Source organism: Pseudomonas sp. PSB18, from assembly GCF_014596565.1.
Lineage (GTDB): Bacteria > Pseudomonadota > Gammaproteobacteria > Pseudomonadales > Pseudomonadaceae > Aquipseudomonas.
This window is the reverse complement of record NZ_NOIN01000001.1, coordinates 88,858-113,836: the sequence shown is the minus strand read 5'-3', so window position 1 is coordinate 113,836 and position 24,979 is coordinate 88,858. Positions and strand designations below refer to the sequence as shown.

Annotated in this window: 22 protein-coding genes; 11 read left to right on the top strand and 11 right to left on the bottom strand. The window is 59.1% G+C overall.

From position 1 onward, the window contains the following. Window positions 1-16 precede the first annotated feature (16 nt). Window positions 17-1,645 (bottom strand): RNA repair transcriptional activator RtcR, encoded by a 1,629-nt coding sequence (gene rtcR / locus CGA22_RS00405; protein WP_041021700.1) that lies wholly within the window; start codon window positions 1,643-1,645, stop codon window positions 17-19. 206 nt (window positions 1,646-1,851) lie between these two features. Between rtcR and CGA22_RS00400 the strand changes: the two genes are divergently transcribed. Both CGA22_RS00400 and rtcA read left to right on the top strand, forming a co-directional pair. Next, window positions 1,852-3,078, top strand: a complete 1,227-nt coding sequence (locus tag CGA22_RS00400) for an RtcB family protein (protein WP_041021701.1) — start codon at window positions 1,852-1,854, stop codon at window positions 3,076-3,078. Window positions 3,079-3,082: 4 nt separating this feature from the next. Beyond that, on the top strand, window positions 3,083-4,114 hold the full coding sequence (rtcA, locus tag CGA22_RS00395) for an RNA 3'-terminal phosphate cyclase (RefSeq protein WP_041021702.1): 1,032 nt from the start codon (window positions 3,083-3,085) through the stop codon (window positions 4,112-4,114). 737 nt (window positions 4,115-4,851) lie between these two features. Here the strand turns inward: rtcA and CGA22_RS00390 are convergent. From CGA22_RS00390 to CGA22_RS00375, 4 genes are all read right to left on the bottom strand, one after another. Continuing rightward, window positions 4,852-5,613, bottom strand: a complete 762-nt coding sequence (locus CGA22_RS00390; protein WP_041021703.1) for an SDR family oxidoreductase — start codon at window positions 5,611-5,613, stop codon at window positions 4,852-4,854. Between the two features lie 35 nt (window positions 5,614-5,648). Next, window positions 5,649-6,476 (bottom strand): DMT family transporter, encoded by an 828-nt coding sequence (locus tag CGA22_RS00385; protein ID WP_041021704.1) that lies wholly within the window; start codon window positions 6,474-6,476, stop codon window positions 5,649-5,651. Between the two features lie 75 nt (window positions 6,477-6,551). Beyond that, window positions 6,552-7,457, bottom strand: coding sequence for a transcriptional regulator GcvA (gene gcvA, locus CGA22_RS00380; RefSeq protein ID WP_041021705.1), 906 nt, complete (start codon window positions 7,455-7,457; stop codon window positions 6,552-6,554). Between the two features lie 99 nt (window positions 7,458-7,556). Continuing rightward, the gene (locus CGA22_RS00375; protein ID WP_041021706.1) at window positions 7,557-8,258 is read right to left on the bottom strand and encodes a hypothetical protein; all 702 of its coding nucleotides are present in this window, start codon (window positions 8,256-8,258) and stop codon (window positions 7,557-7,559) included. Window positions 8,259-8,439: 181 nt separating this feature from the next. Here CGA22_RS00375 and CGA22_RS00370 point away from each other — a divergent pair, with 181 nt between their 5' ends. Beyond that, window positions 8,440-9,060: a TetR/AcrR family transcriptional regulator gene (locus CGA22_RS00370; RefSeq protein WP_041021707.1), complete on the top strand. Its 621-nt coding sequence runs from the start codon at window positions 8,440-8,442 to the stop codon at window positions 9,058-9,060. Between the two features lie 311 nt (window positions 9,061-9,371). Here the strand turns inward: CGA22_RS00370 and CGA22_RS00365 are convergent, their stop codons facing one another. After that, window positions 9,372-10,832 (bottom strand): efflux transporter outer membrane subunit, encoded by a 1,461-nt coding sequence (locus CGA22_RS00365; protein WP_041021708.1) that lies wholly within the window; start codon window positions 10,830-10,832, stop codon window positions 9,372-9,374. 92 nt (window positions 10,833-10,924) lie between these two features. On the opposite strand from CGA22_RS00365, the gene CGA22_RS00360 reads away from it, so the two are divergent. The 6 genes from CGA22_RS00360 (at window position 10,925) to CGA22_RS00335 (ending at window position 19,326) form a co-directional block, all read left to right on the top strand. Beyond that, window positions 10,925-11,548: a TetR/AcrR family transcriptional regulator gene (locus tag CGA22_RS00360; protein ID WP_041021709.1), complete on the top strand. Its 624-nt coding sequence runs from the start codon at window positions 10,925-10,927 to the stop codon at window positions 11,546-11,548. Between the two features lie 73 nt (window positions 11,549-11,621). Beyond that, entirely contained in the window at window positions 11,622-12,725 is a 1,104-nt protein-coding gene (locus CGA22_RS00355; RefSeq protein WP_041021710.1) for an efflux RND transporter periplasmic adaptor subunit, read from the top strand. Next, entirely contained in the window at window positions 12,722-15,811 is a 3,090-nt protein-coding gene (locus CGA22_RS00350; RefSeq protein ID WP_041021711.1) for an efflux RND transporter permease subunit, read from the top strand. The genes CGA22_RS00355 and CGA22_RS00350 overlap by 4 nt, the downstream gene beginning before the upstream one ends. A gap of 22 nt (window positions 15,812-15,833) precedes the next feature. Beyond that, window positions 15,834-17,126, top strand: a complete 1,293-nt coding sequence (fabF, locus tag CGA22_RS00345; protein ID WP_084213732.1) for a beta-ketoacyl-ACP synthase II — start codon at window positions 15,834-15,836, stop codon at window positions 17,124-17,126. Between the two features lie 78 nt (window positions 17,127-17,204). Next, entirely contained in the window at window positions 17,205-17,984 is a 780-nt protein-coding gene (locus tag CGA22_RS00340; protein ID WP_188258452.1) for a thioesterase family protein, read from the top strand. Window positions 17,985-18,051: 67 nt separating this feature from the next. Then, window positions 18,052-19,326: an OmpP1/FadL family transporter gene (locus tag CGA22_RS00335; protein WP_041021713.1), complete on the top strand. Its 1,275-nt coding sequence runs from the start codon at window positions 18,052-18,054 to the stop codon at window positions 19,324-19,326. Between the two features lie 77 nt (window positions 19,327-19,403). Here the strand turns inward: CGA22_RS00335 and CGA22_RS00330 are convergent, their stop codons facing one another. From CGA22_RS00330 to CGA22_RS00315, 4 genes are all read right to left on the bottom strand, one after another. After that, window positions 19,404-19,964 (bottom strand): OsmC family protein, encoded by a 561-nt coding sequence (locus CGA22_RS00330; RefSeq protein ID WP_041021714.1) that lies wholly within the window; start codon window positions 19,962-19,964, stop codon window positions 19,404-19,406. 75 nt (window positions 19,965-20,039) lie between these two features. Continuing rightward, the gene (locus CGA22_RS00325) at window positions 20,040-20,741 is read right to left on the bottom strand and encodes a type 1 glutamine amidotransferase domain-containing protein (RefSeq protein ID WP_041021715.1); all 702 of its coding nucleotides are present in this window, start codon (window positions 20,739-20,741) and stop codon (window positions 20,040-20,042) included. A 376-nt stretch (window positions 20,742-21,117) separates the two neighbouring features. Beyond that, on the bottom strand, window positions 21,118-21,759 hold the full coding sequence (locus CGA22_RS00320; RefSeq protein ID WP_041021716.1) for a LysE family translocator: 642 nt from the start codon (window positions 21,757-21,759) through the stop codon (window positions 21,118-21,120). A 280-nt stretch (window positions 21,760-22,039) separates the two neighbouring features. Further along, window positions 22,040-22,393 (bottom strand): DUF6124 family protein, encoded by a 354-nt coding sequence (locus CGA22_RS00315; RefSeq protein WP_041021717.1) that lies wholly within the window; start codon window positions 22,391-22,393, stop codon window positions 22,040-22,042. A 517-nt stretch (window positions 22,394-22,910) separates the two neighbouring features. On the opposite strand from CGA22_RS00315, the gene CGA22_RS00310 reads away from it, so the two are divergent. Continuing rightward, window positions 22,911-23,075 (top strand): DUF3077 domain-containing protein, encoded by a 165-nt coding sequence (locus tag CGA22_RS00310; protein ID WP_370444491.1) that lies wholly within the window; start codon window positions 22,911-22,913, stop codon window positions 23,073-23,075. A gap of 205 nt (window positions 23,076-23,280) precedes the next feature. Next, the gene (locus tag CGA22_RS00305; RefSeq protein WP_052435098.1) at window positions 23,281-24,204 is read left to right on the top strand and encodes an Abi family protein; all 924 of its coding nucleotides are present in this window, start codon (window positions 23,281-23,283) and stop codon (window positions 24,202-24,204) included. Window positions 24,205-24,586: 382 nt separating this feature from the next. Here CGA22_RS00305 and CGA22_RS00300 read toward each other — a convergent pair whose 3' ends face one another. Beyond that, entirely contained in the window at window positions 24,587-24,805 is a 219-nt protein-coding gene (locus CGA22_RS00300) for a hypothetical protein (RefSeq protein WP_041021720.1), read from the bottom strand. Window positions 24,806-24,979: the final 174 nt, after the last annotated feature.

The window sequence follows — 24,979 nt, the reverse complement described above, 5'->3', positions numbered from 1 at the left end:
GAAGCCAAGGCGCGTATCAACTTGCTCCATGACGATGCCCCAGAAGCTCATGGACCTGGTTCCAGGTGATGTTGAATCGCGCCAGGAATTTTCGAATTCGATCGGAGTCGTTACTCGATGACTTGACCGATCGGCTCTGTGAAAAGAGTTTGCGACCGGCATCCGCCTGGCTTGCCGCTGTGCTGCAGACCTTCAGGACCGATTCCAGTTGCAGCCGATCAAACAAGTCGATCTCAAGACCGGCCTTTGCCAAGTGCTCTGACAATGGGTCCGGTGCGGTCGGTATCCGCCAATCCAGGCGCAGTCGCTCCAGCTCGTCCTCCACTAGCGCCATGTCGATGCGTCCACTGTCAGCCAGTGTAGCCATGCGAGTGATCGAAGCAGAGAGCTGTCGGAAGTTTCCTGGCCAGGCGGCATCCCTGGCGGTCGCAAAGGAAAGGTATCGGCGCCGAGCTTCGGTGTTGAAGCGAACCAGCTGACCGTGGTCTCTGGCATATCGCTGCAATTCGAAATCGATGTTCGGTTCGATGTCCTCGCTCCGGCTGGCCAGTCCGGGCAGTGCAAACGTCCAGATGTTAATCCTGGCCAACAGGTCTTCGCGGAACAGGCCTTCGGCAACGCGCTCGTGAAGGTCCCTATTGGTGCCCGCTATCAGCGTGAAGTCAGATTCGACTTCCTTGTCGGAGCCCATCGGCAGGAACTTTTTTTCCTCGATCGCTTTCAGCAGTATTGCTTGTTCGTCGAGCGGTAATTCTCCGATCTCGTCGAGGAACAGGACGCCCTTGTGTGCCGAGCGCAGCAAGCCCTCGCGAGCCTGTTGAGCGCCGGTGAACGCGCCTTTCGTATGACCGAACAACGTCGACATCGCGGTATCACCGCGCAACGTGGCGCAGTTCACCTCGACGAACGGACCGTCTATCTGGTGGCGGCCCCGTTTGAGCTCGTAGATCTGCCGCGCGAGAAGGGACTTGCCTGCGCCGGTGGGGCCGCTAATCAAGATCGGCGCCCGGGATCGCACGGCGACCCGTTCGATCTGTTCTATCGTCCGGTTGAACGCCGCGTTGCGGGTCGCAATACCGGACTTGAGCAGTTCCGTGCCTTCCAGGCGCTCGGCTTGGAATCGCTTTGCGATCTGGTCGTAGCGTTGAAGGTCGAGGTCGGTGATGACGTGTTTGCCTGCTGGCCCTGAATCATCATCGCGCAACCCGCTCGGCTGCGTCTGTATCAGCCTGGCAGGGATGTGCCGGGACTCGGCCAGCAGGAACCAGACGATTTGCTGGACATGGGTGCCCGTCGTGATGTGAACGAGATAATCCTCATCCTCCGTATCGAACGGGTAGTCAGCCGCGAAATCATGCAGTGCGGCGTAGACCTCTTCGAAGTCCCAGGGGTTTCGCATCGCCATGGTATGCAGGCGAACCTCGGTCTCCGGCGAGACTTGGGCGATATCAGCCGCTATTTTCAGAGCGAGATCGATGTCCCAGCGCGCTTCGCCGTGAATCAGTTCCAGGCGATCGATCACCAGGTCGGGCTGCTGGCACAGCGAGAGGGTGGGGCGCCATTTGTTCCAGCGTTGCTCCCCCTTGCCGACGCGGTCAAGCTTTGACCCAAGGATGCCAATGGCGATCGTCTTTTTGTTCTGCATTGTTGAATATCTCAAAAGATAGCGAGCGATAATTGAGTATAGTTTTGCGGCCTTTCAGTGAACAGTACCGACCTGTGAGGACTAACGGAATTACGTTTAAATTCCTTTAATATCAATCGGATAGTAGGAATATGATCCGTCAACCGTAGAACTGGCATGCCGCTCGCTATAGAGCTCCCAAACAGAAATCACAGGAGCGAAAAACAATGACCACTCAAACCTTCGAGCTGCTTGAAGTCGAAAACGGCAAGCCCATCAAAATGTGGACCCGAGGCGTTCCGGTTGAGCCCGAGGCCAGGCAGCAACTGATGAACACGGCGCAGATGCCGTTCGTGTTCAAGCACATGGCCGTCATGCCCGACGTTCATTTGGGGAAGGGGTCGACGATCGGGAGCGTGATTCCTACCAAGGGCGCGGTCATTCCCGCTGCCGTCGGGGTCGACCTCGGTTGCGGAATGTCGGCTGTCCGCACCTCGCTGCGCGCCAGCGATCTTCCCGATCATCTGTTCGGCCTGCGTTCTGCAATCGAGAAGGCTGTGCCGCACGGACGCACCTCGGGACGTAGCGGCCGGGACAAAGGGGCCTGGGACACCGCACCGGCGATTGTCGACCAGGCCTGGTCAGCCCTCGAGGGGCGTTTCGACCTCATTACCCAGAAGCATCCTGGCCTTGAGAAGTCCAACAACCACAAACACCTCGGAACGCTGGGCACCGGCAACCATTTCGTCGAGGTGTGCCTGGACGAAGCCGACCATGTGTGGGTGATGCTGCACACCGGTTCCCGTGGCGTAGGCAACGCGATCGGTTCCTATTTTATCGAGAAGGCCCGTGAGGAAATGCGCAGGCACATGGTGAACCTGCCTGACCGGGACCTGGCCTACCTGCGGGAAGGAACGTCCAGCTTCGATGACTACGTCGAGGCTGTCGAGTGGGCCCAGGATTTTGCCAAGCAGAACCGCGCGGTCATGATGTTGGCGGTGCTGGATGCCGTACGATCGGTCATCACCAAGCCCTTTGAGTCGCGGCTGATCGCCGTCGACTGTCACCACAACTATGTGGAGCGAGGGACTTACTTTGGGGAGGATATTCTTCTCACCCGTAAAGGCGCTGTCTCTGCGCAGAAAGGTCAGATGGGGATTATTCCCGGGTCGATGGGCGCAAAGAGTTTCATCGTCCGGGGCCTGGGGAACGAGGAAGCCTTTTGCAGTTGTTCACACGGTGCAGGTCGGGTGATGAGTCGTACCAAAGCCAAGGCCATGTTTACGGTCGAGGACCAGGTGCGGGCGACCGCCCATGTCGAATGCCGCAAGGATGCGGCGGTCATCGACGAGATCCCGATGGCCTACAAGGACATTGATGCGGTCATGGCGGCCCAGCGCGATCTGGTTGAGGTGGTCCATACGCTGCGCCAAGTCGTCTGCGTGAAGGGGTGAGTGGATGAGCCAGGATCTGATTCTCATCGACGGCACCGAGGGAGGAGGGCAGGTGCTGCGTACCGCCCTCAGCCTCTCCATGATCACCGGCCAGGCGTTCCGGATGACAGGGATACGCGGCAAGCGCTCCCGGCCCGGCCTGTTGCGCCAGCACCTCACCGCAGTACGAGCAGCGGCTGAGATCTGCGGCGCCAAAGTCCTGGGAGCGGAACTCAATTCGACCGCTATCGAATTCCGTCCCGGGACCGTAAAGGCAGGGGAGTATTCGTTCGCGATCGGCACGGCGGGCAGCACGATACTGGTATTGCAGACCCTGTTGCCTGCGCTGTTGCAGGCTCACGGGCCGAGTACAGTGCGGATTACCGGCGGAACACATAATCCGGCGGCTCCTCCTTTCGATTTCATAGAACAGGCGTGGCTGCCATTGATACGGTGTATGGGGGCGCAGGTGGAATTGTCGCTGCTGCGTCATGGTTTTGTCCCCTGCGGAGGTGGCGTGATCGAAGCGACCATTCGACCATCGACGCTTGAACCATTGGTGCTGGACGGCGAGCAGGAACCCGTCACCATCGTTTCGGCTGAAGCGCTGGTTTCCGGCATTCCTGTCTCGATCGGGAATCGCGAACTCGATCGACTCTCGGCAAGGCTGAAGATAGCGCGACGCGATCTGTCGGTTACCGATCTGGGTGACCAGGCGGGACCCGGTAATGTGGTGTCGATCACTGCCACCAGAGCGGGCGTTACCGAGGTGTTCGCGAACATCGGGCAAGAACGTGTGCGCGCAGAGCAAGTCGCTGACTTGGCAATCGACGAGTTCACGGCGTGGGCCCAGTCAACCACAGCGGTTGGCAATCGCCTGGCGGATCAGTTGATGTTGCCGATGGCCATCGCCGGCGCTGGCAAACTGACGACGGAGCGCTTGAGCAATCACATCCGCACCAACGCCGCGGTGATCCAGCAGTTCATCGCTGTTGATGTGCGTCTCACTCGACTTTGTGACCAAGGAAACGTTGTTGTTGAGTTTCATGCCCGCTAGGCGAAGGGAAAACCAATCTTCGCGGGATCAACTAACAAAGAGTTTGCTCGGTTACTCATTTCGGTAGGCCAAGGCTTGTGGTTCCGTTGGGGAAGATTCTGTATGCCCGGATGTTGCTGGCCTGGACGTTTTGATCATCACAGGCCAACGGTCGCGAGTCGCTGACCCAGTGAACCTTGGGACGAACGGTGGCCATGAATTCGTTCCATGCGCTGCACTCACGCTTCCAAAAACTGCGACTACACTCGGTCTTGCTGGCCCAGAGATGGAGCTGCGGCTCTGTGGGGAACCTAAATCCAATTGCTCGAGCTATGAGGCTCAATCCGGCTACCAGCACATCTATGAGTACATGTCGTTGCTGGGGTTGCAGCTTAACGATATACCGATGCCGCCACCGTCCGGCAGCTAGTGTCCTGTATCACAAATACTGTTCTTTTTTGACGGCGTCTGTCGTCGTCATGCTGCGTTGCCGCTCCTCGCCATAGCGGGCTATGACTCGTCGCGGCGCCTTGCCTGACGACAACAGACACTCGTCAAAAAGGAACGTATTTGTGAAACAGGACACTAGGTCCTGACCGTACAGGGCCCTGGGACGATCCTCTGATCGTGCCGATGTTCGAGTTGCAGTTGCGGGCATTTCTTCGAGGTGCTCTCCAGCTGCAACTCCTGCGCAGCAGATCGACTTGATCTGCGGACGCTGACCTTGACCCTACTAATAGTGCGACCAGCCCAACCGCTCATTTCCCCCCAGTCACGTCGAGGAACGTGCCGGTAACAAAGGATGCCTCCGCACTGGCCAGCCACAGAATGGCCCGCGCCACTTCCTCCGGCTGACCGCCTCGGCCCATGGGGATCGAATCCTTGACGCGATCGACTCGCCCCGGCTCGCCGCCGCTGGCATGCATGTCGGTGTAGATGTGACCGGGCCGAATACCGTTGACGCGTATCCCTTCCCGAGCCACCTCTTTGGCCAGCCCGATGGTGAAGGTCTCCAGAGCCCCCTTGGACGCCGCGTAGTCGATATATTCGTTGGGGCTGCCAAGGCGCGCCGATGCCGAAGAGACGTTGATCACTACGCCGCCCGGACCGTTGTGCCGATAAGACATACGCTTCACCGCTTGCTGGGCGCAAAGCATCGGACCGATGGAATTGACCGCAAAGATGCGCTGCATGCGCTCGAAACCGAGGTCCTCCAGGCGTGACTGAACGGACAGTATCCCGGCGTTATTGACCAGGACGTCGATGCGTCCGAACGAGCGGTCGATGGCTGCGAACAACTCGGCGACCTGCTCGGAGTCGGCACTGTCGGCCCGCATGGCCAACGCCCGGCGTCCCATTGCCTGCACATCCGCCGCCACGGCCAGCGCCGCGGACTCGTTGGCCACGTAGCTGATCGCGACGTCGTAACCTCGGGCTGCGGCTAGCCGCGCGGTGGCGGCACCCACTCCGCGACCGCCGCCAGTAATCAGCATCAACGGGGCCTGTGAGACGTTATTCATCGAGATTACCTCCTGTAGCGGGGGGAACAGACGTGTCAGCCAATCATGAGAGTGCCGCTGACGATCACCGCGCACGCCAGGACCCGGCGGGCGGTGAGTCTCTCGCCGAGGAACACGGAGCCAATCAGCGCCGCAAACAGCACGCTGGTTTCGCGCAGTGCCGATACCGCGCCCAAGGGCGCTTCGCTCATGGCGTAGATGACAATTCCATAGGCCAGCAAAGAGACCAGCCCGCCGACCACGGCGGCCAGCATTCCGGGCCGGACGCAGAACAAGCTTCGGGCGTCGCGCAGGCCGATATACACCCCAGGCATCATCAAGCCCCACAAGGCGCACATCCACACGGTGTAGGCGAGCGGGGCGCCGGAGAGCCGGGTGCCGATGCCGTCGGTGACGCTGTAGGCGGCGATGAAGCAGCCGGTTCCCAGGGCGTAGGGCAGGCTGGGGACAGACAGTCTGCGCCCCCGGAAGGCCAGCGAAATAATCCCGCCTGAGACCAGCGCAATCCCCAGTAATGTGACAGGGGCGATGCTTTCTCCGGCAAAGACAGCGGCGCCAAGGGTGATCAGCGCCGGTGACGACCCTCGGGAAATCGGATAGGTCTGCCCCAGGTCGCCGACCCGGTAGCTGCGTACGAGAAACAGGTTGTAGCCGACATGCAGCAGTGCCGAAAGCACCATGTGGCCCCAGCTGGCGGGCGCCGGTGGCACCATGAACGCCGCGGCGACGGCACTGACGATAGCGATGGCGATGCACATGATCGTCATCGACCAGAGCCTATCGGCGCCGCCGCGCAGCAACGCATTCCAACTGGCATGCAGGAGCGCGGCGAAAAGAACCAGCAGGGTGATTTGGATTGGCATTCGCCATCTTATGCATTCGGGCGGGAGGAACTACAGCGAAGTCTCCTCATCGTTTCATGAGCAAATCCTCATGCATCATTCATAGGCGCGTTGGACTTTCAGCGCCTCACCGTTCAGCCACTGGCGAAAGCTGACGATGTGTGGCTGCGATTCGATGCCTTTTGGGCAGACGAAGTAGTAGGCAAGGGGTGATGGGAACGGCACGTCAAACAGCCGCACCAGACGACCATCGCTGATCTCGGTTTCGACATGCCCGCTGCGCACCAGGGCAACTCCCTGGCCCAGCAGAGCGGCCTCGACCGTCATGTTGCTATCGCCAAACCTGACGCTTTCCTTGAGTGGCAAAAACTCCAGCCCGACCTTTTGAAACCAGGCCTCCCATTTTGGCACCAGGTCGGCGCCATCTCGGGTCAGCAGTGGGTAGTGCAACAGTTCGGCAGGGCTGCGTGGTGTCCCGTATCGCTGCAGCAGATCGGGGCTTGCCACTGGAAACACCTGTTCGCCGAACAGGAACTCTGAATACAAGCCCGGGTAGATGCCCTTGCCGAGCCGGATCGCGACATCGGCCTGGGCGTCGGAGAAGTGGATGATCTTGTCCGTGGTGTCCAGCGACACCAACAGCTCGGGATGCTGGCGAGAGAGACTTGGCAAGCGTGGCAGCAGCCATTTCAGCGCAAAGGAATACGTAGTGCTGACTTCGAGCCGGACCCTGCCTTTCTGCTCGCGCAGATCGGCCAGGGTCGCCTCCAGGCTCAGGAAGAACTCCCTCACGATGGGCGCCAGCGTAGCCCCCGCTGGGGTAAGGCTTAATGATTTGCCGCGCTCGAACAGTTGCAATCCCCAAAGCGCTTCGAGGTGCTTGAGCTGGTGGCTGACCGCGCTTTGAGTGACATGCAGCTCCTGTGCGGCAGAGGTGAAGGTCGCGTGCCGGGTGGCGACTTCAAAGGCACGCAATGTAGCGGTGGGCGGCAGATCTCTCACGGATAGGGTATCCCGGCGAATCGTCAGAACAGGCGTGTCATGAATGTCAGCTCATGATAGAGCATCGTCGGGAGGTGTCGATCAGCGTTGTGATGGAAGCTACTTGAGGTACGCCATGCGTCTTTTGACTTTGTAGCAATCATTGATATCAAGCGCCTTCTGGTAATACGCCAATCGTTGCGCGCGATTGTTGTCGCCCAACAGTCGGTAGATTTCGGCCTGGTAGTCTCGACTGCCGCCCCACTGCATGGCGAAGCCCACCGGTTCTTCTTGCCTGCACTCAAGCCTGACAACCGGCTGCGGAAAATACTGCTCGTAGAGGGGCATGCTGGCTTCCAGCGCCAGCAAGGCTGTTTCGTATTGGGGCGTGTCGGTGAATGCCAAACACCAATATGCAATTTCAAGTGCAGGCGGAGCGAAGCCCTGGGCGAGGCTCCGTTCGAACAAGGGGCACGCTTTGTCTTTGATCACTTCGCTTGGAGACAGCATCACGTAGATAAGTCCGAGGCGATACTGGGCGACGGGATGATCAAGGGCCGTGGCTTGTTCGAGCAGCGTAAAGGCTGGCTTGAGCAACGCGCCACCTTCTTGCGCCAGGGCCAGGGAGCGCTCTCTCTCCTCTGCGCTTGTCGTAGGTGTCTCGGCAGTGACCGCTTCAAGCTTGCGATCCGCCTGTACCAGTTGCGCAACAGCCTGCTGGTAAAGGCTCTCGCCACGAGGATCGATGTGTAGCGCGTTGGCCATGCTCCACTGAGGTAGCAGGCACGCTAACAGGGCGTAGTTCCAACGGTTCAAGTGCACGATTGGCGTCCTTGCATCAACTATTCGACTGGCGGGTAGAGTACTCGAAATCCGGAGCGGAGGAGGGAGTGCTTAGCCTGAACTGATGAGGCGATGTAGGTATATGAAGGCGCAATTTTGTGACCATATTGTGTTTTGGTCATTGCTTGTCACCCCATGGGGGGACAGGTAAGCTGGCGCCATGAACCAAACATCCTTCCCTTCGCGCAACGTCCGTGGTCCTGTCGACCATGAAATCCGAGCCCAGATTGTCGCAGCGGCGAATGAGCATTTCAGTCGCTATGGCTATGGCAAAACCACGGTATCGGACCTGGCCAAGGCTATTGGTTTTTCCAAGGCCTACATCTACAAGTTCTTCGATTCGAAACAGGCAATCGGCGAAGCCATTTGCAGCAATTGCCTGGAGACGATTGTCACGGCCGTGGATGAAGCGGTCAGCGTGGAGTCCCTCAGCGCCACCGAGCGCTTTCGCCGCTTGGTCAAAACCGCGGTCGTCACCGGTGTCAGCCTGTTCTTCAACGACCGGAAACTCTACGACATTGCGGCATCCGCGGCGTCGGAGAGTTGGCCTAGCGCCCAGTTCTATGAGGCCAGCATCCGGGCATTCGTGAGGCAGATCGTCTCTGATGGGCGTGAGCTGGGTGAGTTCGAACGCAAGACGCCCCTGGATGAAACGGTCAATGCAATCTACCTGGCGTTGCGCCCGTACATCAATCCATTGCTATTGCAGTACAGCCTTGATGGCGTGGAGGATGCGTCCACGAGCATCGCCAATCTGGTACTGCGTAGCCTCATGCCTTGAGTCTCGGCGGTACGGGTATAGCGGTCAGCTGCGTTTCCATCACGACATACGTCTCCTCCATTCGATAAAAGCAGGATTAACGCTGGGCTCCTCTGCGGAAACTCGCTCTACATGAATCGTGACCATTGGCTAAAATGGTTACCAAGTAGCAGCGAGTACAGCCTGAGAAAAACATCCGACCTAAGCACGAACGCATGCATGCTGACCGATAAGCATCGGGTTCATTTCCCGAGCGTCCGTTCTAGCGGTTCATGAGACGGCTTTCATTCAGGAAAATGGAAGTGAAGCTTACGGTCGAGCAGCAAATGCAGTCAGCGCGTAGCCACGGGTTGGGTTTCAGTCGGCTGCCAACCGCCACCGAGCGCCCGGAATGCAGCGACCGCTGCGCGTGCCGACTCCGTTTGGGCCTGCGCTCTGGCGTCGGATGCCTGCAGCATTGTTTCATCGGCGTGCAGCACGTCGATCAGGCTGGCGGAGCCTTTCTGGTAAGCGATGAAGGACGACTGTCGAGCGCTGGTCAAAGCGCTTTCACCTCCGGTCAGCGTAGATGCCTGCGCCTCGCGGTTGACCAGCGCGGAGAAGGCGTTCTCGACGTCTTCGGTGGCTCGCAGCACTGACTGGCGATAGGCGGCAAGCGCTTCGGCTTCCTCTCCTTTCGCCTGATCGATCTGCGCGTTGATACGGCCGAAATCGAAAAGCCTCCAGCGCAACCCCAGGACCCCCGAGGCCTGGCTGGCCCCGCTGGAAAACAGATGACCGCTGGAAACGGCTGTCGCGCTACCAATCAAGGCGCTGAGCGAAAACTTTGGATAGTACTCACTGATCGCCACGCCGATGCGGGCATTGGACGCCGCCAGTCTGCGCTCGGCCACGATGAGGTCTGGCCGGCGGCGCAGCAGATCGGCCGGGGTGCCAGCGGAGGTAATCTGCGGTGCCTGAGGAATCGCCCCCGTCTCAGTCAATTGAGCCCGGTGGGTGCCGGGAGGGGTGCCGAGGATGACATCCAGTGCGTTCATCGCAGCGTCCAGACCAGTATTGAGGACCGGCACTGTCGCTTGAACCTGCGCAAGCGCCCCCTCGGTCTGGCGAACCTGAAATTCGGCGGCCAGCCCTTTGCCGTGGAGCAGTTGTACTTTCTCCAGCAGGTCTTGTTGGGTCTTGACCTGTCGATTGGCAATGGCCAGCCGGGCCTGCAGGCCTCGCAGGGTGATGTAGATGTCCGCGGTCTGCGCGGCGACGGCCAGGCGCGTCGCGGTAAAACCGGCCTCGGACGCCTGGTATTCCGCCAGTTCCGCCTCGCGGCCTCGGCGTAGGCCGCCGAATACATCCGGCTCCCAGCTTGCGCCGAGGTCCAGTTCATACAAATTGCCATAGCGATCATAGCCGGGCGTCGAGTTGAGCACCTGGCCCAGTGGTGTTTCGACTGACTGATAAGCGCGTGCGGCTTGTCCGCTGATGTTGCCCGACGGCAACAGGGCAGCGGTCGCCGCGCCAAGCCCCGCGCGTGCCTGAGTGACTCGTGCCGAGGCCTGGGCCAGATCGAGGTTCTGCGCAAGCGCCTTGGCGATGAAGTCACTGAGCAATGGATCACCGAAGCCTTCCCACCAACTGGCAAAGTTTGCCGGGCGGGCTGCCGTCCTCTGTTGAACGACGGATTGAGCCTGATAGCTGTCCGACAGCGGAGCGTCCGGACGTTGATAGTCCGGGCCAACCGCGCAGCCCGCCATTAAGCCGGTGTTCACAAGCAGAGCAAGCGTACGGAGGGAAGGCATGACGACTCCAGGTTTAGCCAAGTACTGTTCGTGACGATATTACCAATTGGTCACTCGTTGTCAATGAGGGTGCATGGAGCTAAGCTGGAAAAATGACTAAACACATGCATGCACCCCAGATACGTGGGCCGTCAGACCACAGCGTTCGCGATCAAGTCGTGGAGGCCGCCACGCTGCACTTTGGCCGCTATGGATATGAGAAGACGACCGTGTCTGACATCGCCAAGGCCATTGGTTTCTCCAAGGCTTATGTCTATAAGTTTTTCGATTCCAAACAGGCGATTGGAGAAGTGATTTGTACGAACCGTCTCGTCATGATCATGGCGATTGTGGATTCAGCGATCGTGGATGCGCCGACCGCTGCCGGAAAGCTGGAGCGTCTATTCCGGGCGCTGGCAGAGGCGGGCAGCGACTTGTTCTTCCATGATCGCAAGCTCTACGACATTGCTGCCATTGCCGCTCGCGAGCAGTGGCTTCCTGCGCAGGCGCATGATGAACGCTTGCGCCAGCTTATCCAGCAAATCCTCCTGGAGGGGCGTGAGTCCGGGGAGTTCGAGGGGGAAACTCCGTTGGATGAAGCCGTCCAGGCGATCTACCTGGTCATGAAGCCTTATGCCAATCCCGTGCAGCTGCAATACAACCTTGATACGGCCTCATCGGCCGCGGCGCTTCTATCGACGCTGCTGTTACGAAGCCTTTCGGCGCAGTCGTCCTGATATTTGTGACTGTTGACATTATTGGTCACTAGAATGAAGATGTGTTCCTGTTCTTTTTATTGAGTAGAGAACCATGCTTCGGCTAAAACCTGTTGCCGTCTGCTTAATGCCTCTCGTCCTGGCGGCGTGCGGTAATTCATCGACCGCCGTCGACGCACGCACCCAGTCTCCTCTGGTGAGGGTCGCGGGCGTCGAGAACTCGGTCGACATCGCGCGTTCGTTCACAGGCGTTGTGGTCGCTCGTGTCCAGAGCGATCTTGGCTTTCGAGTATCGGGGAAGGTGCAGGAGCGTCTGGTGGATGCCGGCCAGACGGTCAAGCGTGGTCAGCCACTCATGCGCCTGGACCCGGTCGACCTTGGCCTGCAGGCGCGTGCGCAGCAGCAGGCCGTGGCTGCGGCCCGGGCGCAAGCCAAGCAGACGGCGGATGACGAGGCGCGTAATCGCGAGCTGGTGGCGGCAGGGGCGATCTCGGCCTCTGCATACGACCAGGCAAAGGCCGCCGCTGACACGGCAAAGGCGCAGTTGAGCGCGGCGCAAGCGCAGGCTGATGTGGCAAGCAATGCCATGGGCTATGCGACCCTGTTGGCCGACGCCGATGGCGTCGTGATGGATACGCTGGCCGAACCTGGCCAGGTCGTCAGTGCGGGACAGCCGGTGGTCAAGCTGGCACGCGCCGGTCAACGCGAAGCCAGCGTGAACCTGCCCGAAACGCTGCGTCCAGCTGCGGGCTCGGTGGCCCAGGCGACTTTGTACGGCAACGGCAAGGTAGCCACGGTTGCGAAGCTGCGGCTGCTTTCCGATGCCGCCGACCCGGTAACGCGCACCTTCGAGGCCAGGTACGTGCTCGAAGGCGCGCTGGCTAATGCGCCGCTCGGTTCGACCGTCACGCTCAATATCGCCCAGGACAAGTTGCCGGGACAGGCGCTGCGAGTACCTGTCGCGGCTGTTTTCGACGCGGGTAAGGGCCCCGGTGTATGGGGCGTTTCCGGCGATCCGGCAAAAGTCTCGTGGCGTCCGGTTCAGGTCCTTGACCTTGGCGATGACATGGCGACGGTCTCCGGCAGCCTGAAGCCGGGTGAGCAGATCGTGGCTTTGGGCGCGCATTTGCTGCATGACGGCGATGAGGTTCGGGTGGCGCAAGAGGAACAGGTTGTCGCCAAGGGGAACCAGCCATGAGCGAGGGGCGTTTCAATCTCTCGGCCCTTGCCGTTCGTGAGCGATCGATCACCCTTTTCCTGATCTTTCTCATCACGATTGCCGGTGTCCTGGCGTTCTTCGGTCTGGGGCGTGCGGAAGATCCGCCCTTCACCGTCAAGCAGATGACGATCATCTCTGCCTGGCCGGGGGCTACCGCGCAGGAAATGCAGGACCAGGTCGCCGAGCCGCTGGAAAAGCGCTTGCAGGAATTGAAGTGGTACGACCGCACCGAAACGTACACGCGGCCTGGGCTGGCGTTCACCATGGTGTCGCTGCTGGACAAGACGCCGCCGGCAGAAGTGCAGGAAGAGTTCTACCAGGCCCGCAAGAAAATCGCGGATGAGGCGAAGACCCTGCCGGCCGGTGTCATCGGGCCGATGGTCAACGATGAGTTCTCGGACGTGACCTTTGCGCTGTTTGCATTGAAGGCCAAGGGCGAGCCGCAGCGCTTGCTGGCCCGCGATGCCGAGTCGTTGCGCCAGCGCCTTCTGCATGTGCCGGGGGTGAAAAAAGTCAACATCATCGGCGAGCAGTCCGAGCGTATCTTCGTGTCGTTTTCCCATGATCGATTGGCGACGCTTGGGCTTTCGCCCCAGGACATTTTTGCCGCGCTGAACAATCAGAACGTACTGACGCCCGCCGGCTCGATCGACACCAAGGGACCGCAAGTATTCGTGCGCCTGGATGGCGCGTTCGACAAGCTCGAAAAAATTCGCGATACGCCGATTGTGGTGCAGGGGCGGGCGCTGAAGCTTTCGGACGTCGCGACGGTCGAGCGTGGCTACGAAGATCCGGCGACCTTTCTGGTCCGCAACCAAGGCGAGCCAGCCCTGTTACTGGGTGTCGTGATGCGAGAGGGCTGGAACGGCCTGGATCTGGGCAAAGCGCTGGATGCCGAGACGGTCAGTATCAACGAAGGCATGCCGCTGGGCATGACGTTCACCAAGGTCACCGATCAGTCGGTGAATATCAGTTCGGCTGTCGACGAATTCATGATCAAATTCTTCGTCGCGTTGCTGGTGGTGATGCTGGTCTGTTTCCTCAGCATGGGCTGGCATGTGGGTGTGGTGGTGGCGGCGGCCGTGCCGTTGACCCTCGCTGTGGTGTTCATGGTGATGGCCGCCACTGGCAAGAATTTCGACCGCATCACCCTGGGGTCACTGATCCTGGCGTTGGGCCTGCTGGTGGACGACGCGATCATCGCCATCGAAATGATGATGGTCAAAATGGAGGAGGGCTACGACCGGATCAAGGCCTCGGCCTATGCTTGGAGCCACACGGCCGCACCGATGCTCGCCGGTACGCTGGTGACGGCCGTCGGCTTCATGCCCAACGGTTTCGCGCATTCGACCGCGGGCGAGTACACCAGCAACATGTTCTGGATCGTGGGCATTGCCCTGATCGCGTCCTGGGTGGTCGCGGTGGCCTTCACGCCTTACCTGGGTGTGAAGCTGCTGCCGCAGGTCAAACAAGTCGAGGGTGGTCACACGGCCATCTATGACACACCTCACTACAATCGTTTTCGCCGGTTGCTGACACGGGTCATCGCTCGCAAATGGCTGGTGGCCGTAGCGGTGATTGCCTTGTTTGTCATCGCCATCCTCGGCATGGGCCTGGTCAAGAAGCAGTTTTTCCCAGCGTCCGATCGCCCGGAAGTGCTCGTTGAAGTGCAAATGCCTTATGGCACGTCCATCGAGCAGACCAGCGCGACGACGGCCAGCATTGAGGCCTGGCTGCAAAAGCAGGACGAAGCGAAAATCGTCACCTCCTATATCGGACAAGGTTCACCGCGTTTCTACCTGGCGATGGCGCCGGAACTGCCCGACCCATCCTTCGCAAAAATCGTGGTACTGACCGGTAGCCAGGAGGCGCGTGAAACCCTCAAGCACCGTCTCCGCCAAGCGGTGGCTGACGGACTCGCGCCTGAGGCCCGTGTGCGGGTTACCCAGCTGGTGTTCGGTCCCTATTCCCCCTTTCCCGTCGCTTATCGGGTGATGGGGCCGGATCCCGCCAAGCTGCGTGAAATTGCGGGGCGGGTCGAGGCTGTCATGCGGGCAAGTCCTCTGATGAGGACCGTCAACACCGACTGGGGCACGCGCATACCGACACTGCATTTCTCATTGGATCAGAACCGGTTGCAGGCGGTCGGGCTGACGTCCAGTACGGTCGGCCAGCAATTGCAGTTCCTGCTGTCGGGGATTCCGATCACATTTGTGCGCGAAGACATTCGTTCCGTGCAAGTGGTGGGGCGTGCGGCGGGCGATATCCGCCTCGATCCGGCAAAAATCCAGGGCTTCACGCTGGTGGGCGCGGCCGGACAACGTGTTCCGCTGTCGCAGATCGGCAGCGTCGAGGTGCGCATGGAAGAGCCGGTCCTGCGCCGTCGTGACCGTACACCCACCATTACGGTACGCGGGGACATTGCCGAGGACCTGCAGCCGCCGGATGTATCCACGAACATCCTGACCCAGCTGCAGCCGATCATCAGCACGCTGCCGGCCGGATACCGCATCGAACAGGCCGGTTCGATCGAAGAGTCGGGGAAAGCCTCAAAAGCGATGTTGCCGCTGTTCCCGATCATGATCGCTCTGACGCTGCTGATCATCATTCTGCAGGTCCGTTCAATGTTGGCGATGGTGATGGTGTTCCTCACCGCACCGCTGGGACTGATTGGTGTGGTACCGACCCTGCTGATCTTCCATCAGCCGTTCGGCATCAACGCCTTGGTGGGCCTGATCGCCTTATCGGGCATCTTGATGCGCAACACGCTGATCCTGATCGGGCAAATCGATCACAACCAGAAAGAAGGACTCGATCCATTCCATGCGGTTGTAGAGGCGACGGTGCAACGCGCCAGGCCGGTACTGCTCACAGCGATGGCCGCCATCCTGGCCTTTATTCCGCTGACTCATTCGGTGTTCTGGGGAGCCCTGGCTTACACACTGATCGGTGGGACATTCGGTGGGACCGTCATGACGCTGGTGTTCCTGCCGGAGATGTATGCCATCTGGTTCAAGATCCGTCCCGACACCGCAGCAAGAACTGAAGCGCAGACAGCCAACTGAACGTCGACATCAAGAGGGTCTCATGATGAATTCCAATGATCAAACGCGAATCGTAGTCACGGGCGGCGGTATTGTCGGCCCCCTGGGATGCGGCATGGAAGAAGTCTGGAGCAGGTTGCTGGACGGCCGTTCGGGTATCCGCCGCCTGCCAGACGAAATCGCTGAAGGCACTGGCGTCGCCGTGGCGGGGCAGGTGCCGACCCTGGAAGAAGATCCCGTCGCCGGTTACGCGCCCGAGCGCATCATTGCGCCCAAAGAGCGCAAGAAGATGGACCGCTTCATCGAATTCGCGCTCATGGCCGCCCATGAAGCGCTGGAACAGGCAGGCTGGCATCCCACGGATGAAGCGCAACAACAGCGGACCGCGACCATTATCGCTTCCGGGGTCGGCGGTTTCGGTGCGATTGCCGAAGCCGTACGGACCACGGATGCCCGTGGGCCACGCAGGTTATCGCCGTTCACCGCGCCGGCATTCCTCGCCAACATGGCTGCGGGTCATGTCTCTATCCAGAACGGTTTCAAAGGCCCGCTCGGCGCACCGGTGACGGCCTGTGCCGCCGGCGTACAAGCCATTGGCGATGCGGCGCGACTGATCCGGAGCGGGGAGGCCGATATCGCCATTTGCGGCGGCACCGAAGCGGCGATCGATCGGGTGACGCTCGGTTGTTTTGCTGCCGCCCGCGCGCTGTCCACCGGGTTCGCTGACCGGCCACAGGAAGCATCGCGTCCATTCGATCGCGAGCGCGACGGGTTTGTCATGGCCGAAGGCGCAGGGTTGCTGGTGATCGAATCGCTGGAGCACGCACTCGCCCGTGACGCGACGCCCCTGGCGGAGCTGGTGGGCTACGGCACCAGCGCGGATGCCTATCACCTGACCGCAGGGCCGGAAGATGGGAATGGGGCCCGGCGCGCCATGGAACAAGCCTTGCGCCAGGCGGGTGTCAGCGCTGGCGACGTACAGCATATCAACGCCCATGCGACTTCGACGCAGGTGGGCGACAAGGGCGAACTGGCGGCTATCAGGTCCGTGTTCGGCGGCCACTCAGGCGTGGCGATCAGCTCGACCAAGTCAGCCACCGGGCATTTGCTGGGCGCGGCGGGGGGCATCGAAGCGCTTTTCACCGTGCTGGCTTTGCGGGATCAGATCATTCCCCCGACATTGAATCTCCTCAACCCCGATGAAGCCGCTGGCGGCCTCGACCTGGTTGGCCTGGCGGCACGCAAGGCCTCGATCACCTATGCGCTCTCGAATGGATTCGGCTTCGGCGGCGTCAATGCCAGCGTTCTGTTTCGTCGCTGGGAGTCGGCGTCGTGATCGCGAGGGGAGTGTCTGTGTAGGTTCTCGTCGTGAGTATCGATTCTGAATATTCAGTTTCCCGTAGAGGAAAAGACCGTGACTTCATTTTCCCAGCTGGTTAATCAGTTCGACCCTGACAGGCCTTTCGAGGCCCCCGCCAATTGGCTGCAAGGCAGGACCGTATTTGGCGGGCTCTCGACGGCTCTGTCGTTGCAGGCGGTGCATTTGGTGAATGGTGGGCAACTGCCGCCGTTCAAGTCCGCCCAGGTGTCCTTCATCGGCCCGGTGACCAAGGCGCAGACGTTCAATACCAGCGTCTTGCGCGAGGGCCGATCAGTCACCTCGGTGGCGGTTGACTGCCTGTCGGGGGATGAACTGGCGCTACGCACGACCTTGTTGTTCGCCCATCCGCGTGCCAGTCGGATCAGACACGACTTATGGGAGTGTCCGTCCGTGGGAGGGCCCTCCGAGCACCAGACGCTGGAGCTGGACAGACGGGTTGCCCCCGCCTGCGCCTACAACTTCGAGATGCGCCCGGCCGGCGGATCGCTGCCGGTGTCGGGTGCTGAAAATCCTGAGTTGCTGATGTGGGTGCGTCATCTGGACGCCCAGGGGGTCGATCCGGCCGTCGCGTTGATCGCACTGGCTGACAGCTTACCGCCCGCGGCCATGACCTGCTTTATCACGCCGGCCGCCATCAGTTCGGTTTCCTGGACCATAGACCTGCCGCAACCCGCCGTGGTCGGCGAATGGTTCCTGATCAATTCGTTCAGCCAACAAACCCAAGAGGGCTATTCCGTCCAGGATATGGAGATCTGGGATGAAAGCGGTCTGCGCGTGCTGTGGGCACGCCAGACCGTGGCGATTTTCGCTTGAAGCCAAAAGAGCCGAGGCCCCTGTTTTCCCTGCAACACCTATCTGCGACCACCCTAGAGATCCAATAATGAAAAAAATGATCTTCAAGACTCCGCTTGGCCTTGCTGTCGCTCTGGCCTCTTCGCAACTGTTCGCCAGCGGCTTTGCGCTCAATGAACAAAGCATCAGTGGGATGGGCACCGGTTTTGCCGGTCGATCCTCTTCCGCCGATGACGCGAGCACCGTTTTCGGTAACCCGGCGGGCATGTCTCGTTTGAAGCGAGAGCAAGTCAGCGTGGGCGCTGCGACGCTGTTCGCCAAATCAGACATCAGCCAGACCCGCAGCACGTTCGGCGGCCAGCAAGACGGCGACATGGTGCCCGTGGTCACGGTGCCCATGGGTTATTACGTCAATCCCATCGATGAGCATTGGGCGTTCGGTGTCGGTTTCTACGCGCCGTTCGGCCTGATAACGGATTATGGCAGTGGGTTCGCCGGTCGTTACTTCACCAACAAAAGCGAGGTCAAGACACTGACCTTCCAACCGACGGTCAGCTACGCCTTCAATGACAGGGTTTCCATCGGTTTCGGTCCGACGATCAACCGCATCAGCGGTGAGTTGTCGGCAATGGTCCTGAACCCCTTCAGTCCCGGTACCAATGACGGCAAACTCACCAGCAAGGGCGACGACACCGCCCTGGGTTTCAACGCCGGTATTCTGGTGCAGGCCACGAACAGCACCCGGGTGGGCATGACCTACCATTCCAAGGTCAGCTATCACCTGGATAATGCCAAGACCAAAGTCACCGGCGGCGTCTTTTCCCTACTGGGAGTCAGCGGCGAAAGTTACGATGCTTCGCTGGACGTGGACACGCCCGAATCCGTGGACTTCTCGGTGACCCAGCAACTCAATGACGATTGGACCCTGTACCTGGGCAGCACCTGGACACGTTGGAGTCGCTTCAAGGACATCACCATCGAGAACAGCGGATTGCCTCCGGCGCTGAGCGGCACGTTGAGCAGTGTCACTGAAGAGGAGAACTGGCACGACACCTGGGCACACGCGATCGGCGCTTCGTACCAGCTCAATAAGCAATGGGTGCTGCGCACTGGTTTTTCGGTGGATCAGTCCCCCACCAACAACACCAACCGTTCACCACGTATTCCAACAGGTGACCGCACGGTGGTCAGCTTGGGCGCCGGGTGGACGCCCGTGGACAATGTCACCGTCGACCTCGCTTACTCCTATCTGTGGGAGGAGAGCGTGAAGGTCAACGACGCTTCAGCCAGCCGGGGCGCCTACAGCTCCAAATACAAGAACAGCGCCAGTGGGTTCGGCACTTCCATCACTTATAAATTCTGATTCGCTAACGATGAAGCGCCTCTGCGAACGGAGGCGCTTTTCAGTGTTTTGAGGCAGATCCCGGCTTTTGATCTTCCTTATGTACTCGAGCCCTGGATTTCCAACGTCGGTACCATGCGAATGGCCTTGGAAAAATTTGCCAGATTCACCGATGTCCTGCTGACCACCCGGTGCAGTTCCTCGACCTTGTCGGGTTCAGCGTCCGTACTGATACATACCACATAGCCAACTTCGTCATACCCTGGGTTGACGTTATCATCCAGGCCGAGAAAACCGCGCAGATCAAGGCGGCCATCGGTCTCGATCTCCAGGCTCCTGATTTCGATGCCCATGGCGGCGGCGTTTGCCACATAGCCGACTGACAGGCAGGCGTTCAAGGCGGCCATCAGCAGTTCCTGAGGATTGGGGGCGGAGTTGGTGCCCAGCAACTCTGGCGGTTCGTCGGCGGCAATTTCAAAGTGGCGCTGGTGTGTTTCGCCGCCCAGGGTGTAGTGATTGACGGTCGCCACTGTGCGCGTCTGATGCTGCCATTTTGTTTTCACGTTGAAGCGAACTTCGCCTGCCGCCGGTGATGCGGCCACGCTTTTCGAAAACTGCTGCAGGGCAGCGACATCAATGCCGTTCAGGTTATTGCTCATCTCATAATCTCCAGTCGTCGGGGACGGAGCGATGAGGGAACTCTCTCTTCGAAAAAGACAGCTCCCTCGGTCGCTTTAGCCTTTCAGGCGCTCACGCAGTGTTTCGGCAAGGGGGACGGCCGACGCCGGGCTTTGGCCAGACATCAGCAAGCCGTCGACGACCACGTGCGGTTCCCAGTTGGCTGCGCTGCTGTACTTGGCGCCGCGTACCTTCAGTTCATCTTCCAGCGAGAACAGCAAGTGATGCAGCAGTTCGATCTCGCTGTCTTCGGCGTTTTTGAAACCAGTGACGTTCAGGCCCTTGACCAGATACTCGCCGTCGCTTTTCTTGACGTCGCGCAGGATGGCCGGTGCATGGCAGACCATGGCGATCGGGCGGTTGGATTCGTAGAAGTCGCGGATCAACTTGATCGCATGGGAGTCGGACGCCAGGTCCCAAAGCAGGCCGTAGCCGCCTGGGAAGAAAACGGCGTCGAAACCGCTGTAATCGATGTTGCGCAGCTTGCGGGTGTTTCTGGCGGCAAACAGGGCGACCGGATCGGCGAGGAAGCGATCGGTGTACTCGGTGGTGAAGGGCGCCTTCATGCTCAACAGATCAATGGGGGCCTCGCCGCCAGCCGGAGATGCGAAGACCACCTCATGGCCTGCTTCGGTCAGGATGTAGTAAGGCGCTGCCAGCTCGTGAAACCAGGTGCCGCTCTGCTTGCCGCTGATGCCCATCTCGTCGAGGGACGACATGATGAGAAGGATGCGTTTCTGTTTATTGACGTGGCTCATGGTGGTTCTCCCGTTGGATTTGAGAAACGAAACCGGGGCATAGCTCGACGCTTCTGCCACCCAAGCCAGGGTCAGCGATGAACGCAAGAAAATCTATTTGATGAAGGACAGCTCGAATGACTCTGCTGCCCTGATTTTTTGGGTTAATCTCCCTGGCTTGGTTGGGATTTTCCGGTCATTTCTGGCGGTCAACAAACGAGATTAAATGTGTTTTATCGATAGAAAATCTTCTAGCCTTGTGTTTGCTTCAGGCAGGTGCAGTTCTTCTCGAGGAAGAGAGCAGTTCGCTGGCGATGGGCAGGTTGGCGCTTACCGGCTGATAGTCATTTCGCCGTGGCCTTTGACGGGCGTGTTCACGCCCGAGTCTGGGCTGTTCTCAAGCGGTAGGCCGACGCATGGCGAGGATAGCCGCGCCGAAGCCGATGAATGTCGAGCCCACCAGCCTACTGATCCACACAGAGAACGCCGGGCGGGTCAGCAAGCCTTTGACCTGAGCCGCTGCGAGGGCATACACGCTCAATGATGTCAGCGACAACCCCATGAAGATGGTCGTAAGCAGCAGGAATTGCGGCAGCAGCGCTGCGCCCTGATCGATGAACTGCGGGAACAGGGCGGTAAAGAACATGGTCGCTTTGGGATTGGTGGCGGCGGTCAGGAACGCCGACTTGTAGAGTTTCATTCGCGACGGGGCCGTTGCTTTTCCATCCGGCTGCACATCCTGGGCGAGGATCGGGCGTTTGTTGAACAACTGCTTCGCACCCAGGTAAAACAGGTAGCCGGCCCCCAGGACCTTTACCGCATTGAACATCCATTCGGAGCTGGCGAGCAAGGCGCCCAGGCCGGACATCGCGGCAGCCGACAGGCAGAACAGTCCGCACGCATTGCCCAAGGATGACCACACCGCGTAACGCGGCCCGTACGCCAGACTGTTGTTGATCGCCATTAGCGTCGCAGGTCCAGGGCTAGCGATAGCAATCGCGGCGACCAGGGTAAAGGCCAAGACTGAGTGCAGTTCCATGTTTTCACGTTCATAAGTGGTTGGCGGGGAGGGGGCATAGTACAGGACTCTTTGCACCTGCCTGATACCGAGTGCGAAAAACTCGGGCTCTGGGGCGAGGTGCATAGGGTTTAGATTTTTGCGCAGGGAGCAAGGCTTCTGACGCGTTTTACAACGTATTGATACCGTCGGCTCCGGGCAGTGTGAGTTGGGCTGATACACGCAGGTGACGGGAGCTTATAGCGTAGTGGCTCAACGCTCCCGTGCCAGTCCGACTCGGCTTTGCTTTACAGGCTGGGTGCTAGCGTGGATCGACGTTATCCAACGCCCGATTTGCCAACAGCTCACTCAACTCGATGACTTGCTGAATACCCAGCGCAACATGCCGCCGCGACCCCTCAAGGTCGAACGCCAGGTCGTTGATCATGGCGTTGGCCGAGGCCAGGCTCTCGCTGAGGTTGGCGAGCAGACTTTCGGTGTCGATGCCGTCGATGACGGTGAAGAGCTGACCCGGGGGTGTGTCGGTTCCGGCGTCGGTGTCTTTCGGGTTCAGATAGAAATCCAACGCCCGATCGGTGGCCTCTTGAACTTTCTTTGGATCGAGGCCGTTGGCGCTGGGGTCTGTTTGCGGAGGGTTGGGAGTTACTTTGAACATGATGACGCTCCTATAGGGAAATGAGAGCCGCCAAGACCTGTCGCTAAACAGAATGGTGGCGACTGCACGCAGGTTAGCGAACCGGACATAGGCACCCGGTAGACCCGAAGGTCTCCTACATACAGCCGCCATAACGTAATTGCAGTTAGATCCCGCAACGAAGCATGGACGCTTATGTGCCTACGGTTCGGGTCGCTAAACCCGATCACTGATGAGCAGTGACGGAAACCAAGCTACCGGTACGGCCCGGGGCACACAATCGGGCGGATTCTGGCTTAGTTGTAGGCAAAGGTGCAAGGCGACGTAGCCTCGGGACTAGGGCTCGGTGTTACGGAGGTGTATGGCTAGAGGACTCGACCCGCCGGATAAAATGGATGTCCTTTTCCGGGGTTGTAGGCAAGCTCCGATAGTTGCGTAGGAGGAGCCTTTTACGGTGTTTTTTTAATCGTAACTGCCTTGATGGCCAGCTCTTCACCGGGATATTTTCCTCAGGTGGCTGCAAATTCAGCGACCGGGATTGGTACCCGATGAGTTTGTCGAAGACACAGCGTTCATACGCGATACCGACCGAAAAGCCAGGGCTGGGCATTACTTCACGGTGATGGGCAAGGCGGTCATCGATGACGTGGTAATGGCCGTTACGCCCAAATCCGGGCTGGACCTGTACGGGGCAAAACCATGACGGTCCATAGGAGCACACGCCGCATTGACGCCGCGGTGATGAGCGCAGATACTTAACCCAATAGCGCCCGAACCTCTGGTGCTGGCTCAGTCCAGCACTATGTTCGGGCCTTCTTGTTTCTGGACAAAGGATGTCGCAGCCATTAGCTCCGCCAAAGCCGTTTCGATCCTATAGCGATCTGTGCACTCTGCTCACCAGCCGTGGTATGCAGATTCTCGATGTACCCCGCGCCAAACGTAAACTCAGTCAGATTGGCTACTACCGCTTAAGCGGATTCTGGTATCCGTGCCGTGAATTCCTTCGTAATGCCAGGGGTGACGTGGTGCTGTGCGCCACGGGTAAAAGACCACGGCGTCAAAACGCGTTTGCCCCAGGCACCCATTTCGATTCCATTATTGAACTCTATCTGTTCGACAAAAAATTGCGCCAACTGATGCTGGATGCCATTGAGCGCGTTGAGGTGCACCTACGCTCGGCAATCGCTCACGAGGTGGGTTTTCACGACCCGCTGGCCTATCAAGACATCCGCTATATCAATCCTTCGCAAACCAGGAACTTCACAACCAGACAGGGTAAGCCGCGCAACATTTGGAACGACTGGTCAAAGCGTCAAGAAGAGCAAATTGCTCGTAGCCGCGAGGACAGTATCGAGTGGCATCGACAGCAGCGTAAAGCAATGCCCTTTTGGGTGATCGTCGAAGCATGGGACTTTGGAATAGCATCGAAGTACTACGAGATACTCAAAGATGGCCATCGGAACAGAATCTGCAAACGGTTCGGCCTCACTCACGCAAGAATTCTTAAAGAATGGCTCCAGGAGATCAGCATCCTACGCAACCGGTGTGCGCACCATAGCCGCATCTGGAACCAGGTTTCAGCCAATCCTGTACCCACCGTGCCAAACGATCCCTACTTCCAGAGGATCGGCCTCGACTCGAATGCGACGAGCCGTCTTTATGGTCTGATCGCGGTGCTCTGGTATCTGGTCAAAAACATCGGCGTCAACTCGAAATGGATACATCAGGTAGCGGATGTCATCGACGCTAAACCCACGTTGCCTGGCTGCCCGTTTGCGGCGCTGGGTTTTCCTGATGAAACCGGATTCCCTCGGAGTCTGTTCGGGATATGACTGTGCTTGAGTGATGTGGTGCTCGCAAAAACACGTTAACCATTATCGTTCGGTATGGTCATTCTTCCTCACAATTATCTTGTGAGGAACCCAACGGAGGCTCTTCAACGTGTTCCCATTCCAAGTACCACTCGTATGTTTCGTTGTCAGCCTTGAATTCATGTTTAATAGTCCAGCCAAGCCCCACTAGCTTTTGAGCCTTGTGAGAGCCGTGTGTCTTAGTCATTCTCGACGCTTTCATATTTCGGCCTCCTTTTTTCTGCGTCCTGCCTTTGGTGAGCGCACTGCTAGAGTTTGGCATTCAACCAGCATGTTAATTTATCCCCAACAGGACTTCGGTGCAGCCCAATTCTATCGGCTGTTCTTGGCCGGTAGCCGGCTACTATCTGATGTTGAAAATTCGAGAGATCAGGGCTGTAGCTTTTTGACCGTCAGCCTCATAGAGGCCAGTCAGCAATCTCTGATCCGTGAGCTTATGAAGGTTGAAAAAGTTGTAGAAGGCTTGACCGAGTCTCTGTTGTTGGAAGGCGTCTTGGTTCCATTGGATCAGAAACTCATCGTAAGCAGCTTGCTCGATTTCCAATGCTGCATGGCTTTCCATATGCACCTCCCGTTGGCTATAAGCGCTTTCAGAGCGTACTCAGCCCGTTTGGCTGGTGCAAGGAATGACGGCTGCTAACTCGAAGCGGACATTGCTTGGATTTGAAGTTGACCGTCAATGAAGCCGGATTGCAGCATGGCATTGAACATGTGGCGGCTGTGCGGCCACTCTGTT

Coding starts and splice junctions, on each gene's coding strand:
- rtcR (WP_041021700.1), bottom strand. CDS start 1,645: ATGCAGAACAAAAAGACGATCGCCATTGGCATCCTTGGGTCAAAGCTT.
- CGA22_RS00400 (WP_041021701.1), top strand. CDS start 1,852: ATGACCACTCAAACCTTCGAGCTGCTTGAAGTCGAAAACGGCAAGCCC.
- rtcA (WP_041021702.1), top strand. CDS start 3,083: ATGAGCCAGGATCTGATTCTCATCGACGGCACCGAGGGAGGAGGGCAG.
- CGA22_RS00390 (WP_041021703.1), bottom strand. CDS start 5,613: ATGAATAACGTCTCACAGGCCCCGTTGATGCTGATTACTGGCGGCGGT.
- CGA22_RS00385 (WP_041021704.1), bottom strand. CDS start 6,476: ATGCCAATCCAAATCACCCTGCTGGTTCTTTTCGCCGCGCTCCTGCAT.
- CGA22_RS00370 (WP_041021707.1), top strand. CDS start 8,440: ATGAACCAAACATCCTTCCCTTCGCGCAACGTCCGTGGTCCTGTCGAC.
- CGA22_RS00365 (WP_041021708.1), bottom strand. CDS start 10,832: ATGCCTTCCCTCCGTACGCTTGCTCTGCTTGTGAACACCGGCTTAATG.
- CGA22_RS00360 (WP_041021709.1), top strand. CDS start 10,925: ATGACTAAACACATGCATGCACCCCAGATACGTGGGCCGTCAGACCAC.
- CGA22_RS00355 (WP_041021710.1), top strand. CDS start 11,622: ATGCTTCGGCTAAAACCTGTTGCCGTCTGCTTAATGCCTCTCGTCCTG.
- CGA22_RS00350 (WP_041021711.1), top strand. CDS start 12,722: ATGAGCGAGGGGCGTTTCAATCTCTCGGCCCTTGCCGTTCGTGAGCGA.
- fabF (WP_084213732.1), top strand. CDS start 15,834: ATGATGAATTCCAATGATCAAACGCGAATCGTAGTCACGGGCGGCGGT.
- CGA22_RS00335 (WP_041021713.1), top strand. CDS start 18,052: ATGAAAAAAATGATCTTCAAGACTCCGCTTGGCCTTGCTGTCGCTCTG.
- CGA22_RS00330 (WP_041021714.1), bottom strand. CDS start 19,964: ATGAGCAATAACCTGAACGGCATTGATGTCGCTGCCCTGCAGCAGTTT.
- CGA22_RS00325 (WP_041021715.1), bottom strand. CDS start 20,741: ATGAGCCACGTCAATAAACAGAAACGCATCCTTCTCATCATGTCGTCC.
- CGA22_RS00320 (WP_041021716.1), bottom strand. CDS start 21,759: ATGGAACTGCACTCAGTCTTGGCCTTTACCCTGGTCGCCGCGATTGCT.
- CGA22_RS00315 (WP_041021717.1), bottom strand. CDS start 22,393: ATGTTCAAAGTAACTCCCAACCCTCCGCAAACAGACCCCAGCGCCAAC.
- CGA22_RS00305 (WP_052435098.1), top strand. CDS start 23,281: ATGCAGATTCTCGATGTACCCCGCGCCAAACGTAAACTCAGTCAGATT.
- CGA22_RS00300 (WP_041021720.1), bottom strand. CDS start 24,805: ATGGAAAGCCATGCAGCATTGGAAATCGAGCAAGCTGCTTACGATGAG.